The organism is Micromonospora sp. NPDC002411 (assembly GCF_053592955.1).
In genome coordinates this window covers 1-15812 of the sequence record NZ_JBSFBM010000152.1, presented here as the reverse complement: position 1 = coordinate 15812, position 15812 = coordinate 1, and the positions used below count along the sequence as shown (strand labels likewise).

Annotated in this window: 15 protein-coding genes; 8 read left to right on the top strand and 7 right to left on the bottom strand. The window is 72.2% G+C overall.

What is annotated here, in order from left to right:
• The 3 genes from ACWCO3_RS19080 to ACWCO3_RS19070 form a co-directional block, all read left to right on the top strand.
• Nucleotides 1-674 (top strand): ATP-binding cassette domain-containing protein (locus ACWCO3_RS19080; protein ID WP_450011212.1); only part of this gene is annotated, 674 nt, incomplete at its 5' end.
• Nucleotides 671-2458: a thiol reductant ABC exporter subunit CydC gene (gene cydC / locus ACWCO3_RS19075; protein WP_358161921.1), complete on the top strand. Its 1788-nt coding sequence runs from the start codon at nt 671-673 to the stop codon at nt 2456-2458. The genes ACWCO3_RS19080 and cydC, both read left to right, overlap by 4 nt.
• Nucleotides 2459-2526: 68 nt before the next feature.
• The gene (locus ACWCO3_RS19070) at nt 2527-3201 is read left to right on the top strand and encodes a permease prefix domain 1-containing protein (protein ID WP_358161923.1); all 675 of its coding nucleotides are present in this window, start codon (nt 2527-2529) and stop codon (nt 3199-3201) included.
• A gap of 22 nt (nt 3202-3223) precedes the next feature.
• On the opposite strand, the gene ACWCO3_RS19065 is transcribed toward ACWCO3_RS19070, so the two are convergent.
• Nucleotides 3224-3565, bottom strand: a complete 342-nt coding sequence (locus ACWCO3_RS19065) for a PadR family transcriptional regulator (RefSeq protein WP_145786255.1) — start codon at nt 3563-3565, stop codon at nt 3224-3226.
• A gap of 160 nt (nt 3566-3725) precedes the next feature.
• Here ACWCO3_RS19065 and ACWCO3_RS19060 point away from each other — a divergent pair, with 160 nt between their 5' ends.
• A complete protein-coding gene (locus ACWCO3_RS19060; protein WP_357930869.1) occupies nt 3726-4679 on the top strand; it encodes a DNA primase in 954 nt (317 codons plus the stop codon).
• 39 nt (nt 4680-4718) lie between these two features.
• Complete coding sequence (locus tag ACWCO3_RS19055) at nt 4719-7151, top strand: transposase (RefSeq protein WP_450011214.1); 2433 nt, start codon at nt 4719-4721, stop codon at nt 7149-7151.
• Between the two features lie 234 nt (nt 7152-7385).
• On the opposite strand, the gene ACWCO3_RS19050 is transcribed toward ACWCO3_RS19055, so the two are convergent.
• From ACWCO3_RS19050 to ACWCO3_RS19035, 4 genes are all read right to left on the bottom strand, one after another.
• The gene (locus ACWCO3_RS19050) at nt 7386-7979 is read right to left on the bottom strand and encodes a GTP-binding protein (RefSeq protein ID WP_450011208.1); all 594 of its coding nucleotides are present in this window, start codon (nt 7977-7979) and stop codon (nt 7386-7388) included.
• A 1-nt stretch (nt 7980) separates the two neighbouring features.
• Nucleotides 7981-8355 (bottom strand): DUF742 domain-containing protein, encoded by a 375-nt coding sequence (locus ACWCO3_RS19045; RefSeq protein WP_124820399.1) that lies wholly within the window; start codon nt 8353-8355, stop codon nt 7981-7983.
• Nucleotides 8356-8453: 98 nt separating this feature from the next.
• On the bottom strand, nt 8454-8858 hold the full coding sequence (locus ACWCO3_RS19040; RefSeq protein ID WP_030329023.1) for a roadblock/LC7 domain-containing protein: 405 nt from the start codon (nt 8856-8858) through the stop codon (nt 8454-8456).
• Nucleotides 8855-12457, bottom strand: coding sequence for a nitrate- and nitrite sensing domain-containing protein (locus ACWCO3_RS19035; protein WP_450011207.1), 3603 nt, complete (start codon nt 12455-12457; stop codon nt 8855-8857). Before ACWCO3_RS19035 ends, ACWCO3_RS19040 begins: the two co-directional genes overlap by 4 nt.
• Before the next feature lie 502 nt (nt 12458-12959).
• Between ACWCO3_RS19035 and ACWCO3_RS19030 the strand changes: the two genes are divergently transcribed.
• Nucleotides 12960-13253 carry a hypothetical protein gene (locus ACWCO3_RS19030; protein ID WP_231924438.1) on the top strand — a complete coding sequence of 98 codons (294 nt, stop codon included), beginning with the start codon at nt 12960-12962 and terminating at the stop codon, nt 13251-13253.
• Between the two features lie 5 nt (nt 13254-13258).
• Here ACWCO3_RS19030 and ACWCO3_RS19025 read toward each other — a convergent pair whose 3' ends face one another.
• Nucleotides 13259-14332, bottom strand: a complete 1074-nt coding sequence (locus ACWCO3_RS19025) for an adenosine deaminase (RefSeq protein WP_145786251.1) — start codon at nt 14330-14332, stop codon at nt 13259-13261.
• Between the two features lie 45 nt (nt 14333-14377).
• Nucleotides 14378-14794 carry a PPOX class F420-dependent oxidoreductase gene (locus tag ACWCO3_RS19020; protein WP_357930875.1) on the bottom strand — a complete coding sequence of 139 codons (417 nt, stop codon included), beginning with the start codon at nt 14792-14794 and terminating at the stop codon, nt 14378-14380.
• A 58-nt stretch (nt 14795-14852) separates the two neighbouring features.
• Here ACWCO3_RS19020 and ACWCO3_RS19015 point away from each other — a divergent pair, with 58 nt between their 5' ends.
• Together ACWCO3_RS19015 and ACWCO3_RS19010 are read left to right on the top strand one after the other, a co-directional pair.
• Nucleotides 14853-15341 carry a MarR family winged helix-turn-helix transcriptional regulator gene (locus tag ACWCO3_RS19015; RefSeq protein ID WP_145786249.1) on the top strand — a complete coding sequence of 163 codons (489 nt, stop codon included), beginning with the start codon at nt 14853-14855 and terminating at the stop codon, nt 15339-15341.
• Nucleotide 15342: 1 nt separating this feature from the next.
• The coding region (locus ACWCO3_RS19010) for a putative RNA methyltransferase (protein ID WP_450011203.1) at nt 15343-15812 on the top strand (470 nt) is incomplete at its 3' end.

Sequence of the window (15812 nt, the reverse complement as noted above, 5' to 3'; positions counted from 1 at the left end):
GGTTCGAGGGGGTGACAGTGGCGTACGAGCGGACCACCGCGCTACGCGACGTCACACTGACCATCCGGGCCGGCGAACGGATCGCCGTCATCGGCCCCAGCGGCGCCGGCAAGAGCACCCTGCTCGGCCTGCTGCTCGGCTTCGTGACCCCGACCAGTGGCCGGATCACCGTGGGCGGGGTCGACCTCGCCACCGCCGACCCGGACGCGTGGCGTCGGCAGCTCGCCTGGGTGCCGCAGCGGGCGCATCTGTTCGCCGCCTCGCTGGCCGACAACATCCGGCTCGGCGCACCGGACACCCCGCCCGACGCACTCGCCACCGCGGTGCGCGACGCCGCCCTGGACGACGTCGTGGCCGGCCTACCGGACGGCCTGGACACTCTGCTCGGCGAACGCGGTCACGGGCTGTCCAGCGGGCAACGTCAGCGGGTGGCGCTGGCCCGGGCCTTTCTGCGGAACGCCCCGGTGGTGCTCCTCGACGAACCCACCGCCCGCCTGGACACGGCGGCCGAGGCGGTGGTGCTCGACGCCACCCGCCGTCTGGTCGCCGGACGGACCGCGCTGCTGGTGGCACACCGGCCGGCACTGCTCGCCGACGCCGACCGGATCCTGCGCGTCGAGGATGGTCGGGTCACCGAGTTGACGCCCGAACCGACCGGAAAGGCCACCCGATGACCGGGGAACACGCGCCGGCGGTGGCCGACGCGACACCGGCCGGGCGGGCCGCCGCCGAGCGGGCCGTGCTGCGACTGGCCCGCCCCTATCTTGGTCGCCTGGTCGGCGCCGGGCTGCTCGCCGCCGCCACCGAGTTCGCCGGGCTCGCCCTGATGGCCACTGCCACGTGGCTGTTGATGAGCGCCGCCGGCCAGCCTCCACTGGACCGGCTCACCGTGGCGATCGTCGCGGTACGGGCGCTGGCGATCGGCCGTGGTGTGTTCCGCTACACCGAACGGCTCGCCGGGCACGACGCGGTGCTCCGCATGATCACCGACGTCCGGGCCCGGGTCTTCGCCACTCTCGCGGCCCGCCGCGACGCCGCGCACCGCTCGGGGGACGTGCTGAGTCGGCTGGTCTCCGACGTCGAGGCCGTCCAGGACCTGCTGCTGCGAGTGCTGGTACCCGGTTCGGCAGCGGCCCTGGTCGGTGTGCTGGCGGTGGCCGGGGCGGCGCTGATCTCACCGCCCGCCGCCGGGGCGCTCGCCATCGGGGTGCTGGTGGCCGGTGTGGCGCTGCCCGCACTGGCCACCGCTGTCACCCGCCGCAGCGCGGCCCAGGTGGCGCCCCTGCGCGGTGCACTGGCCACCGACGCGATCGACCTCACCCACGGCGCTGCCGACCTGGCCGCGTTCGGAGCGACCGACGTCGCATTGCGCGCCGCCGAGCAGCGCGCCAACCAACTGGCCCGGTTGGAACGGCGGCTGGCCGCCACCGGGTTCGCGGTGGACGCGGCCGGGGTGCTGACCGCCGGGCTGACCGCTGCGGCCGTGGTGCTGGCCGCGCTGGCCGCCGACGTGTCGGGGGTGCTGGTGGGTGTCCTGGCCGTCGGCGCGCTGGCCGCCGTCGAGGTGACACTCGCCCTTGTCTCGGCAGCGCGGCAGTGGACGCAGTTGCGGCCCGGCCTGGCCCGGGTGGCGGTCCTGCTGGATGCCGGCACGCCGACTCCCCCATCCACCGACGCGACGACCGACCTGGCCGGTCCACACGAGCTGCGCTTCGTCGACGTGACAGTGCGGTACCGGGTCGGCGCGGCACCCGCCCTGGACGGTGTCAGCCTGGACCTGCCCGCCGGGCGGAGGATCGCGGTGGTCGGCCCGAGCGGCGCTGGCAAGAGCACCCTGGCAGCTGTACTGACCGGCACCGTCCGGCCCGTGTCCGGCCGCATCACCCTCGACGGTCAGGACCTCTCGGCGTACGCCGAGGAGGCACTGCCCCGGGCGGTCGGCGGCCTGCTGGCCGAGGCGTACGTCTTCCACGCCACGGTTCGGGAGAACCTGCTGCTCGGGCGGGCCGGTGCGGACGAGGACGAGCTGACGGCGGCCACCGCCGCAGCCGGACTGCTGGAGTGGGTGCACGCCCAGCCGGCGGGCTGGGACACGCTGGTCGGCGAGGAGGGCGGGCAGCTCTCCGGCGGCCAGCGGCAGCGCCTGGCGCTCGCCCGGGCCCTGCTCGCCGCGCCACCGGTGCTGGTCCTCGACGAACCCACCGAAGGATTGGATCCGGCGGCGGCGGACGCGGTGCTGGCGTCCGCTCTGGCCGCCACGCCCGCCGCGCACTCGGTGCTGCTGATCACCCATCGGCTCAGCGGGCTGGCCGAGCTGGACGAGATCGTCGTCCTCGACGGTGGTCGGGTGATCCAGCGCGGACGGCACGCCGACCTGGTCGCCGTCCAGGGCTGGTACCGGGACCAGTGGATGCTCCAGGCCGCTGCCGAACGGGGTTACCTGGCGCTCGCGCCCTGACCCGGCTCCGGGACGGACCAGGGTTCTCCCCGACGTCGGGCGTCGGGATTCCGTGGCAGGGTGGTGCCATGCCGCACCGTGAGGACGTGTTGGTCGACGAGCACCTGCGGGAGTTCGCCGCCCGGTTGCAGGGGCCGGCGCGGCTCAAGTCCGACCTGTTGACCGAGGCCCGGCACGGGTTGCTGGACGCCGTGGAGGCGTACCGCGAAAGTGGGCTGCCGCCCACCGAGGCGCAGCGCCGGGCCGTGGTCGAGTTCGGCTCACCGGCGCAGCTCCTCGCCTCCTGGCAGGCGGAGCTGGCGGCGGGCGCGCTGCGCGGGTTGTCCCTGCGGATGCTGGCGATCGCCGGGGTGGGGATGGTCGCCGGCGACCTGACCTGGAAAGGGTCGAGCTGGAGCGACGGCCCACGCCCCCCGGCCGGCTATCTGCTGCTCTCCAATTCGGTCGACTGGATCTGGGCGGGTGCGCTGCTGCTCGCGGTGGCCGGTCTGCTGGTGGTCGCGGCCAGCGCCCGTTCGCAACGGCCGGGCCTGGCCCGGTTGCAGCGAGCGGTGGGCGCCGGCCTGACCGGGATCCTCGCGCTGTCCATCCTCGCCGGGTGCGCCCTCTTCGGCTGGTCCGTCAACCTCTGGGACGCCGCACTGCACTGGCCCCCGATGATCATTGGTGCGGTGCTGGTCGGCGGTGCCTACTTCTCGCTGACCCGTGCGGTGCGCGGTTGGCTGCTGGCCGTCGCCCGCTGAGCCAACGCCCGCCCGGTGGGGATCAGGCCGGGGTCGTGGGTGGGCTGCCCGGGTCCAGGAACCGGCCGACGGTCAGCTGGAAGTCGTGCCAACCGGCGCGTTCCCCGGCCAGCGCCCGCCGGCCGGAGTCGGTGAGCTCGTACGTCCGCCGCTCCCGGCCGTTGACGGTGCTCCAGGTGCTCGCCACGTGCCCGGCGCGCTCCAGGCGACGCAACGCCGGGTAGATGGTGCCGGTGGGCAGATCGAGGCTGCCGTCACTGCGCTCGCGTAGGGCCTCGATGATGGCGTAGCCGTGCAGCGCGCCCTGTTCGAGAACGGCGAGCAGCAGAGCGTCGAGGTGGCCGTGCAACGCCTGGGCCTTCATGCGTAGCTACGCTACTTGTCGAACGGTCGGTTCGCCAGCGCCCGTCACCAGCAGGCCGAATCCGTGCGCCAAGCGGCCACCGGGGTGCGGGCACCGGTCACCCAGGTCCGCCGACTAGGGTATGTGCCCAGAGTCACTCGTCGGTCAGAGACCCCGGCGGGTGGGCAACCCGAAGCACACGGAGGTCAGCGTGGCCCGCCAGTCGCCCCAACGGCCCGACGCCGACGAGCCCGAGCTCGACGACACCACCGGCGCGGCCCAGCCAGACGAGATCGAGGAGATCGACCGCCCAGCGGGCCCGGTCGACCGTGCGCTCTGGGACGAGCTGCGCATCGATCCCGTGGAGATCGCCCTCCCCGCCGGCACCGGCTTCACACTGCGGGCGTACCGGCCGGCCAGCTCGCTGACCCCGACCGACGTGGCCGAGCGCGACCTGGACGACCCGTTCCTCGCCCGCCGTCAGGTGATCGAGGAGGAAGAGGACGACGAGACCGTCGTCATCCTCGACGAGGAGCTGGCCGAGGAGTTCGCCGACAGCGACGAGGACGACTCGAAGCGACGCCGCGACGGGGCCGCCGAAACCGCGGCCGAGGACGAGGACGAGGACGTCGCCGACGAGGCGGACGACGAGGAGGTGCCGGTCTTCCTCAGCAACAAGGGCAAGTTGCTGCTGTTCAAGACCCCCGAGTCGTTGGTCAGTTTCATCCGGTCCGGTGCTCCCAACGATCTGTCCCAACTGGACAGCTGGAATGAATTGTCCGAACGGGTGGAGCCGGCAGATATCGTGCCGCTCGACGAGGACACCTACGAGCTCGACCTCGTCGTGGAGAACCTGCGCGGCGGGCACGACACCTGGGATTCGACCCTGCTGATCGAGGCCGGCGAGGTCGCTCGTGACCTTTCGTACGCATTGCGGCTGCCTGCGGTGCTCGACATGCTCTCCGCCGGCTCCAGTCTCGACGACCTGGACGAGGCGCTGCGGGCCACCGCCAACGGCGGCATCGGCGCTTTCATGGGTCGGCGGCGGCTGAAGAAGATCGGTGCGCAGACCGCGAGTTTGGGTTGGCGCACCATTGTCGGCAAGATCTCTGCGGTGGTGGACTGGCGCGACTGACCCGTACCGGGGAGCATCAGTTGCTGGCAGAGGAAAGACCTGTCCCGGGAGGAGGACGACGCCGTGGCGCTCGTGCGCGTTTACTGCGGTCTGGCCTCGGCGGATCCGGCTGACCGACCGGCCTCCGCCGGCTCGACGCTGACGTCCGCTGTGGTCGATGACGCAGGCCGTCTGCTGCATGTCAGCGAGATCAGCGACGACGCCGCTGGCTACGCCCAGCTCGTCGCGCTGCTCGTGGAGCGGTCGGGCGGGCCGAGCGGAGCGGCCATCGCCGCCGACAGCGACGACCACACGGTCATCTCGCTGTTGAGCGCGGCGGGTCGACCCCTGGCGATCGCCGACGACGACTCGGTGGACGACTTCGCCGAGCGGTTCGCCGACGACGACTCCCTTGAGGAGATGCAGTCGCCTCCGGCCGAACGACGGGCCGTCGGCCTGGCCCGCGCGTTGCAGGCCGGCGCGCTGTCGGCGGTCACCCTGCCGGCACCCCGGGATCTGGCCGGCTACAAGCAGGTGCTCTCCGCGCACGCGGCGCTGGCCACTGGTCGACACTCGGCCGCCGTCGCGCTGCGCGAGGTCCTTCGTGAGCTCTACCCGGCGGCCTTGCGGGCGTACCCGGACCCGGCCGAGCCGGTCTCTCTCGCGGTGCTCGACGCGCTGCCCGAGCCGGGCATGCTCGGCGGCACCGTGGCCCGTGGTCGCGAGGTGTCGGTAGCGGCCGACGCCATCGCCGCGCATCTGGCCGCCGACGGGGTCGCCGACGCCGACGAGATCAACGAGGCGGTCACCGCCCTGCGGGTCGCCATCTCCGAAACGCCCCGGCGCGCCGCGGTCAACCGGGCGCTCACCTCAGCGGTGGCCGAGACTGTCCGGCAGGCCGTCGCCTCCGTACGGGCCTGCGACGCGGGGTGTGAAGCCCTGGTCAGTGCGCTCGGTTCACGGGTCACCGCGCCCGCCCAGGCGCCCGGCCGCCGCGCCGCCGCCCGCCGTGGCGAGTCGGTCGGCGAACTGACCGGGATGACCGCCACCGGTGCAGGGCTGCGCCCGGTCCGTCCCACCCCGCCCGCCGAGCCCGCACCGGCCGTCGGGCGCCGCAGCCGCCCCGAGCCGATCCCCGGCAACGCTCCGATGGCGTCGCCCCGCCCACTCGGGCCGCCCCCGACGGCACCGGCACCGGTCACGCCGCCGCCTGTCGCACCCGCACCGATGGCACCGGCCGCGATGGCCAAGCCCCCGGCGTCCACACTTCCGCACCGCACCACCGAGCCGGCGCCCAGCCGGATCGACGGTCCGACCAACCGACCGGTCTCCTCGCCGCCACCCCCGCCGCCCGGGATCACCCCGATCGCCCCCACGCAGCGCGGCACGGTGCCTCCGGCCGAGGCCGGCGAGCCGTTCCGGCCGACGCTGACCACCGCCGCCATCAACAATGCGCGGGCCGAACGGCAGCGTACGGTCATCCCGCCCCGTCCGAAGACCAACGGCGAACGGTCGAGCCACCTGCAACGCCCGGTCGACGAGCCGCCCACGGGCGGGTTCAGCGCCACCGACCTCAGCATTCCGGTGCCGACCCCGCGGCCCGGTCAGGACACTGCGCCCCCGGGGTCCCGGGCCAACTGGCCGCTGGTCAACAACCCGGAGGACCCGGCCGACAGTTCGCCGAACAACCCGGTGGCCTACCCGTACGGCGGTGGGCGCGGCATCGACGCCCCCACCGACCCGGGTCGGGCCGACGGTCGGGTCACGCCGCCCTGGTTGGCCGACGACCTACCCCAGGAGCCGCCCATGCTGCGGCTGGTGGAGCCACCGCCGCTGGCCGACCGGGCGCTCCGGGAAGGGCTCAACCCGCCCACGGAGCCGCACCTGGAGACGCCGCCGTTGCGATTGGTCGACCGGGAGCAGGCTGCTCGCGGCGGTCGAGCGGCTGCTCGCACCGACCGTGCCGCCGAGCACCGGCCGCTGCCCCCGATGGAGCACCGGCCACCGCCCATGGAGCACCGGCCACCGCCGGTCGAGCACCGGCCACCGCCGGTCGCCGACGAGGGCGACGGCGACCTGCTGATCTTCGCGCAGGCCAAGTCGGCCTGGTTCGTCGGCCAGGCCGAGGAGTCCGATCTGGACTGGTCGACCACTGCCGACACCGGCTGGCAGGCCGCAGAACAGGCCGCCCGTCCCGCGGTGGGCGCCGAGACCAACGCCGGGCTGCCGAAGCGTGTGCCTCAGGCCAATCTGGTCCCGGGTTCCCCGCTGCGTGAGGAGCGTCCATTGCGGATAGTGCGCGATGCGGCAAGTCTCGCGGAGAACACCACCGGCTACTTCCGTGGCTGGCGTCGTGGCCAGGAGATCGGCGGTTTCGCGGTGGGCGGTCGGCCCGGTCGTGAGGCGGCCGGCGGCTGGGACTTCAGCCGTGACCACGGGGACCGTGACGACGACCGGGAGTACGAGTACCGCTCCGCCGGTTACCAGTCCTGACCCTCTCTACACACGACAGCGCCCCCGGTCAGTCGACCGGGGGCGCTGTCGCATGTGTGGTGGGGGGCAAGGAGTCCAGGACGCGGCAACGCCGCCTCCTGAGGAGCCCTGGAGAGCTATCGGCCACAGGGTGCCGGGGCCGACAGCTCCAAGGCTCTCTGGAAGCGGCGAAGGGCGCGCAGAGTGCCGCGCCCGGTGGGGGCCGGAGCCACCACCGGGCGTGTTGCGTCCCGATCAGGCCGGGGCGACGGCGCGCGTACGGCGCATGGTGAGCACGTACTCGACCAGCGAGATCAGCACGTGCTTCGTCGACTCCCGGTTACGGGCGTCACAGGCCACCACCGGCACGTCGCTGGAGATCGCCAAGGCGTCCCGAACGTCCTGCGGGTCGTGGTACTGCATCCCGTCGAAGCAGTTGATCGCCACCAGGTACGGGAGGCGTCGGTGCTCGAAGAAGTCGATCGCGGCGAAGCAGTCGGCCAGCCGGCGAGTATCCACCAGCACGACCGCGCCGATCGCGCCCCGAACCAGTTCGTCCCACATGAACCAGAATCGGGTCTGACCCGGCGTACCGAAGAGGTACAGGATCAGGTCACGGTCGATCGAGATCCGGCCGAAGTCCATGGCCACCGTGGTCGTCGACTTGCCCGGCACCTGCCGGGTGTCGCCGACGCCCACGCCAGCCGAGGTCATGATGGCCTCGGTGGTCAGCGGCGTGATCTCCGAGACCGAGCCGACCAGCGTCGTCTTACCGACGCCGAATCCACCGGCGATAACGATCTTCGCCGACGTCACGCGGCCGCCCGGGTTCGGCGGGCGGTGCGACATGTCAGAGCCTGCGAAGTCCACTCAGCACCCTCTCCAGCAGTTCAGTGCCCACCGCGTCGTCGGAGTCGTCCAGGATGGTCGGCTCGTGGACCGCGACCAGGCCGTCCGTCGCCATGTCGGCGATGAGCACCCGGGCCACACCGAGCGGGAGCTGCATCCGCGCCGCGATCTCCGCGAGCGATTGCACGCGTCCGTCACACAGCGCGGCGATGTACTGGTGTTCGCGGCCACCACCGTTGCCATTGGCAGCGGTACGGCCGCGCACCGTCGTCTCGACGAGCGCCTCCAGCGCGATGTCGAGCCGGGGACGGGTGCGACCACGGGTCACGGCGTATGGACGGACCAACGCTCCGGTTGGTTCGTCACGATCGGCCATCTCGCCGCTCACCTCCTTCGCACCCGTTACCGGCTCCCACCGGTGAAACCCGTCGTTGTCGTTGTTGAAGTCGTGCCGACCTCACGATCGGCGAGACGTCAGCCCAGCATGCCCGCAGCCGCACGCGGCTGCGGGGTCAGCGCGTCGCCCACCCGGTCGACCAGCAGCGCCATCTCGTAGCCGACCTGGCCCACGTCGGAGCTGCGAGCAGCCAGCACGGCGAAGGACGAGCCATCCGAGATGGACATCAGGAACAGGAAGCCATTGTCCATCTCCACGACGGTCTGCAACACCGCGCCTCCCTCGAAGCAGCGTGCTGCCCCCTGGGTCAGACTGACCAGACCCGACGAGATCGCGGCGAGCTGGTCTGCCCGGTCGCGCGGCAGATCCCGTGACGACGCCAGGAGAAGGCCGTCCGCCGATACGGCGACCGCATGCGCGACACCGGGCACCCGGTCGGCGAAGTTGGCCAGCAGCCAACCAAGATCCTGCGTAGTTGTCATCCTTCTTGCTCCTTCTGCCCGCTCCCGGCCACCGGGCCTGAGCCAGACTGCGAGGATTGCCCACCCGAAGTTGCCTCCGGGCTGGTCGGGTTGTCCGAGGTGCTACGCCCTCGCTGCACGCCCCGGTGGTAGGCGGAGAGCAGGCCACGAACCGCCTCCGGGGAGCGCCGCTGGACCGAGGTGGTGGGCTTCTCCACCGCACCAGGTACCAGCTGCGCCATCGGCTTGCGCTTCGGCAGACCGGTCGTGGTGGTCTCGCTCACCGGCACCGTGTCAGCCGCCGCCGAGGCAGCACGCCAGCCGTCGTCGGCCGCGGTCTGCCAACCGTTGGTCTGCGGCTGGGGCCGGCGGTTCGGCAGGCTCTCAGCGAGGCTGGGGCGACCGCCCTCGTTCGCTGTGGAGCCGTTGCCCCGCGGCGCTCCTCCGGCCGTCGGAGTGTCTGCCATCGGTGTGTTACCTGTCGTCCCGGGTGGTGTCTTGTGGACTGCCTGACCGGTGGCCTCGACGGTGGCGAACTGCTGGGTCGCGTTGTCGCCGTTCGTCGCCGGCTTGGCGCCGGCGGCGCCCTCCTCCGAACCCGGGCGGCGGGTACGGAACCAGGCCGACTCGAGCTCCCGGAAGATCGGCAGCTCCATCGTCTCGTCCGCGTACCGCTGGCGGTTCTGCGCCTGCGGTTGCTGCGGAGCCGGCCGACTCTGCGGAGCTGGAGCCGGAGCCGGACGCTGAGCCGGAGCCGGAGCCTGGGCGGCTGCGGCGGACGGCTGTTCGCCGGGTCGCGGCACGCGCGGCAGCTCGGTGGTCATGTCCAGGGCGGCGGCGAGCCGCTCGGGCACCGGCGGGGTGGCCGCGTCCCGGTCCCCGTTCGGCACCGGAGGCCAGGCCGGCGGTGCCGGAGCACCGGCCGCGGGCGCGGGCGGGGCCGACCGGGGCGTGAACCCGCTGAACGACTGACCGGAGGCCGGCGGCGCCGAGTACGGCTGACCCGAGTACGGCTGACCGGACGCCGGCGACGCCGACACGGGCGAGGCGGACACCGGCGGACCGGCGTACGGCTGGCCGGAGGCCGGGGCCGCGGACACCGGCTGACCGGAGTACGGAGCTCCCGAGTAGGGCTGGCCGGAGTACGGCTGACCGGAGGCCGGCGAGGCGGAGACCGGCGCGCCGGAGTAGGGCTGCGCGGAAACCGGGGGCGCCGAGTACGGCTGCGTCTCGGGGCTGCTCGGCAACTGTCGAGGAATGGACGGCTGCTGGCCGGTGCTCGGCCCGTCGTCCCCGGCGCGACGCTGCGGCAGCGGGTCGATGCCCTGGCCGTTGGCGGGCCGCGGGGTGAACCCGTCGCCACCGTTGACGCCGTTCGCACCGGCAGCGCCGGTCAGGTCGGACCACGCCGGCATCGAGCGGTAGCCGCCGGCGTTGGCCGGGGTGCCGGATCCGTTGCGCGAGGCGGGCTCGAACGGACGACCGCCGAGGGTGACCTGGTTGCCGGACTCGCTCGGACGGGGGCCGTTGCCCAACGCCGGCAGCGCGCCGAAGACCGGTGCGGGCCCGTTCTGCTGAGGGCCGCCGGCGGCGGGGAGAGCCGGAGGCTGCTGCACCCGACCGGAGAGCGCCCGGGGCACCAGCACCGAGGTGGGCAGGGTGACGTCCGCGACAGTGCCACGGTCGGAGCCGGGGCGCAGCTCGACCCGGACGCCGTGCCGGGAGGCCAGCCGGGCGACCACGACCAGGCCCATCATCCGGGAGACGGCCACGTCCACCTGCGGCGGCGTCGCGAGCCGCTCGTTGAGGTCGTGCAGCTGGTCGGCGCTGATGCCGATGCCGCGGTCCTCGACGTAGAGCGAGGCGCGGTCGCCGACCCGGCGGGCCTCGACCATCACCTGCGAGTCGGGCGGAGAGAACGCGGTGGCGTTGTCGAACAGCTCGGCGACGAGGTGCACCAGGTCGTTGACCGCGTGTGCGGCGACCTCGATGTCACGGTCGATGACGCCGAACTCGATCCGGGTGTAGTGCTCGACCTCGGACTGCGCGGCGCGCAGCACGTCGATGAGCGCGGCCGGCTCCCGCTGCACGCGGGTGGAGTCGGCACCGGCGAGCACCAGCAGGTTTTCGTCGTTGCGGCGCATTCGGGTGGCCAGGTGGTCGAGCTGGAACAGCTCGGCCAGACGGTCCGGGTCTTCCTCGCCGCGCTCCAGCCGGTCGAGGTGCCCGATGAGGCGGTCGACCAGGATCTGTGAACGGCGGGCCAGGTTGACGAACATGGTCGCGACGGAGGCGCGCAGTGCCGCCTGCTCGGCGGCCGTACGGACGGCTTCCAGGTGGACGGCGTTGAACGCCTCGGTCACCTGGCCGAACTCGTCACGGCTGCGGACCGGCAGCGGCTCGGCGATCTGGTTCGCCAACTGCACGGGGGTGAGCTGCCCGACGACCTGCGGGTCACGCAGTCGGGCAACCGCCTGCGGTAGGCCGTACTGGGCGACGGAGAGGGCACCTTGCCGCAGTTCGCGGAGCGAACGGGCCATGGACCGGGCGACCAGGTACGCGAAGAGGATGGCCAGCAGCAGCATGCTGAGCAGCAGGCCGGTCTCCAGGAAGACCTGGCGCTGGACATCCGAGCGGAGGGCGTCGGCTTCCTTGACCACTTCGCTGTCAAGCTGCGTCTCGACGGTGCGGACCAGCTTGGCGTTGGCCGTCATGGCGGCTTCCCACTGGTCCGGGCCGAACGGCGCGCCACGCATGTCGCCGGTGGTGTTGCCGTCGATCCAGCCGGTGTAGTTCTGTGCCTGCCGACGGTCGCCGCCCGCGACGGTCTGGTCGTGGAACTTCGCGTCGTCCGGAGTGGCGACGGCCTTGAAGCTCTGCAGCGCCTGTTGCTGGCCGGTGCCGCTGGCGATGTAGTCGGTGCGCAGCGCCGGCGTCAGGCGCTTTCCACCCTTGACGCCCAGCGCGCGGTGCACCACGACCCGGCGTACGGCGAGGAACTCCTTCTCCCGGGCGACCGCCGCGGCGGCGCGCATCCGGTCGCTCAGGTCGTTGTCACCGGCGAGCTGCGTGGCCGAGTCGCGGATGGCGAGCAGGTCGCTAATCAGGCCCTCGTACGCCTGCACGGTCTCGGTGAGCGCGAGCTTGCCGTTGAAGACCTGGCTGCGGACGCCCGACAGGTCCTGCAGGTTCTGGTCGATGCCGTCGAGCAGACCGTCCAGGCTGCTCGGCAGGTCCTCGATGTCGGCGCGCTGCTGCCGGTAGGGGATCGCGTCCTGGTCGACCCGGGAGTTCACCCGGTTGTAGGCCTCCTGGTACTGGGCCGTCGGCTGCGTCCCGTCGGCGCCCAGCAGCAGCACGGCGGCGGTCCGCTCGTCCTGCAGGCTGTCGACCAGGTCACCTGAATAGCTCGACAGGTTCGCCAGGTCGCCGGCCCGGTTGGCATTGTTGAGCGTCTCCACGTGGTCGACCAGACCACTGGTGCCCACCACGACCGTGGCGATGGTCGGCACGATCATGATTAGACCGAGCTTGGACCAGATCGGCATGTCCCCGAGCCGGCTGGCCGGCTGGCGCAGCCGCGACAGGAGGGAGCCCGCCATCTTTGGCCGTTTGCTCACAACACCGCCCTCGCGATTACAGCTTCAACGCGTTGCCTCGGGCAACGCCCAGCGACCGACCCGGCGGGTCGGACCCCCGAGATTCCATCACGCCGGTCGGCAAGAAGAAAGCCCAGGTTGTCCCCGACCGAAGGTGTGATGAGATGTTGATGCGATTTGATAGCAGTCCGTCTGGCCGGAGTAACTGAAGGTAATGGAACATCCGCACCGCGTTGTCCTGCTCGCCGGTCCTTCGGGCTCCGGAAAGTCGTACATAGCACAGCAAACCGGGTTACCGGTGCTCTGCTTGGACGACTTCTACAAAGACGGCGATGACCCTACGTTGCCGCGACGAAACGGCCAGGTGGATTGGGAATCTCCTCAGTCCTGGGACGCCTCGACAGCGGTGGAAATCATTGCCCAACTTGCTCGTGAAGGCCGAGCCGATGTGCCGGTTTATGCGATCGGTGCGGACCGGAGGGTGGCCACCCGGCCATTCCATGTCGACGGATCGCCACTTTTCGTGGCCGAAGGGATCTTCGCGGCCGAGATCGTCGAGGAGTGCCGTCGCCGGGGACTGCTGGCCGGGGCGTACGCGCTGCGTCGACCGCGCGGGGCGACCTTCCTCCGCCGGCTGGCCCGTGACCTGTCCGAGCAGCGTAAGGCTCCCCGGGTGCTGGTCCGGCGGGGGGTGGCGCTGCTCCGGGCCGAGCCCGCGGTCCTGCGCCGGCAGACCGGGTTGGGCGCGGAGGCGGCCCGCGCCCGGGAGGTGCTGCGCCGGGTGGCCGGCCTGCTCGCCGGCCACCCGCACGGCTGAGGGGGTCAGGCCAGCAGCTTGGCGTACGCCGGCTTGATCACCTCATCGATGATCCGGAGCCGCTCGTCGAACGGGATGAAGGCGCTCTTCATCGCGTTGATGGTGAACCACTGCAACTCCTTCCAGCCGTAGCCGAAGGTGTCCACCAACAGCGACATCTCCCGCGACATGGAGGTGCCGCTCATCAGCCGGTTGTCGGTGTTGACCGTCACCCGGAAGCGCAGGTCCCGCAGCAGGCCGATCGGGTGGTCCGCGATGGAGGCCACCGCACCGGTCTGCACGTTCGAGGAGGGGCACAGCTCCAGGGGGATCCGCTTGTCCCGGACGTACGCGGCCAGCCGACCGAGCGCGCCGTCGGGGGCGATGTCGTCGACGATCCGTACCCCGTGGCCGAGCCGGTCCGCTCCGCACCACTGGATCGCCTGCCAGATGGAGGGCAGCCCGAACGCCTCGCCGGCGTGGATGGTGAAGTGGAAGTTCTCCCGCTGGAGGTACTCGAAGGCGTCCAGGTGCCGGGTGGGCGGGAAGCCCGCCTCGGCGCCGGCGATGTCGAAGCCGACCACCCCGGCGTCCCGGTGCCGCACGGCCAGCTCGGCGATCTCCTGGGATCGGGCGGCGTGCCGCATCGCCGTGAGTAGGGTGCCCACCCGGATGGTCAGGCCCGCTTCGACGGCCTGGGCGGTGCCCTCCGCGAACCCGGCCAGCACCGCCTCGACCACCTCGTCCAGGCTGAGGTCCTGCTCCAGGTGCTGCTCCGGGGCGAAGCGCACCTCGGCGTAGACCACCCCGTCGGCCGCCAGGTCGAGGGCACACTCGCGGGCGACCCGCCGTAGCGCCGGCGCGGTCTGCATGACCGCGACGGTGTGCGCGAACGTCTCGAGGTAGCGCTCCAGGGAACCGGAGTCGGCCGCCTCCGCGAACCAGCGTCCCAGCGCCTCGGGATCGGTGGCGGGCAGCTCGTGGCCCACCTCGGCGGCCAGGTCGACGATCGTCGCCGGCCGCAGGCCGCCGTCGAGGTGGTCGTGCAGCAGCGCCTTCGGGACCTTGACGATGTCCTCGTATCGGATAGTTGCGACCATGCTCAGACCCTAGTCAGCAAGCTCCTGCCCATCCGAGCAGGCCGCTCATCCGGGCCAGCCGTAGACGCGTTCGACCGTGAGTCGGATGACCACTCGACCGTCGGCGACCATGGCGGCCCGGTACTCCGCCCAGTCGGGGTGCTCGCCGCGAATGCGCCGGTAGACCTCGACCAGTTCCTCAACGGTGGCGTCGTCCTCGGTGGCGGCGGGTGGGGTGAGGGTGGCGGTGCCGTCGGCGACCGCGTACGCGCCACCGTCGCTGGTCGTCACGTGGAAGCTCGCCCGGGGGTCCCGGCGCAGGTTGCGGGCCTTGGCCCGGTCGCCGACGGTCGAGCATCGGATGAGCCCCGGCTCGGCCAGGTAGTCGAGGTTCGACAGTTGGGGTCGGCCGTCGCGGCGCAGGGTGACCAGCACTCCGCGCCCGCGTTCGCCGAAGAGCTGCCAGAGGTCATTCGTTGACATGTCATCGACCGTAGGGGGTGATTCGATGACATGTCAACGATCCGGGTAGGCTGGTGGCATGGACGCGCCACGGTGGTTGGACGAGCGGGAGGACCGCGCCTGGCGGGGCTACCGCCGGATGCGTCGCCTGCTCGACCTGGAGCTGGCCCGGGACCTGACGCAGGACAGCGGTCTCTCCGAGCCCGACTACGACGTGCTCTCCGACCTCTCGGAGTCACCGGAGGGACGTCTGCGCCTCCGCGATCTGGCGGATCGGATGCTCTGGTCCCGCAGCCGGCTCTCCCACCACCTCACCCGGATGCAGCAACGCGGCCTGGTGACCAGACAGGAGTGCCCGGACGACGCCCGCGGCTCGATAGTCGCGCTCACCCCGGCCGGCCGGGAGGCCATCGAGGCTGCGGCACCCGGCCACCTGGCCGCCGTCCGCCGGAACCTCATCGACCTGCTCACCCCCGCCGAGATCGAGGCGCTCGGCGCGCTCACCCACCGGGTGGTGGACCACCTGGCTGGTCAGCAGCCCCGCCCACGGCACGAGCCGGCGGCCTGACGTGGATCCCCGGATCCTGCACCGAATGCGCTGCCCGGTCTGCGGCGAACCGTTGAGCGAGACGACCGCCGGCACCGCCCGAGCCTTGCGCTGCCCGCACCGGCACAGCTTCGACATCGCCCGCCAGGGTTACGTCAACCTGCTCGCCGGTCGCGCCCCGCACGTCGGGGACACCGCCGAGATGATCGCGGCCCGGGAGGACTTCCAGGCCGCCGGCCACTACGACGTCATCTCCGCCGCCCTCGCCACCGCCGCCACGGAGGCCGTCGGCCGTCTCGACGCGACGCACCCCCGGGGCTCTGCTCCCACCGAGGCACCGGTCTCCGACCAGGGGTGTCGCCTGGAGGTAAGCAGAGCAAAGGACACAACAGCGGGGGTACGGTCCGAGCCCTCGACGCCCGACGTCGGCGCGTACCCCCTGGTGGTGGATGCCGGCGCCGGCACCGGCCGGTACCACGGCGCGGAGCTGGC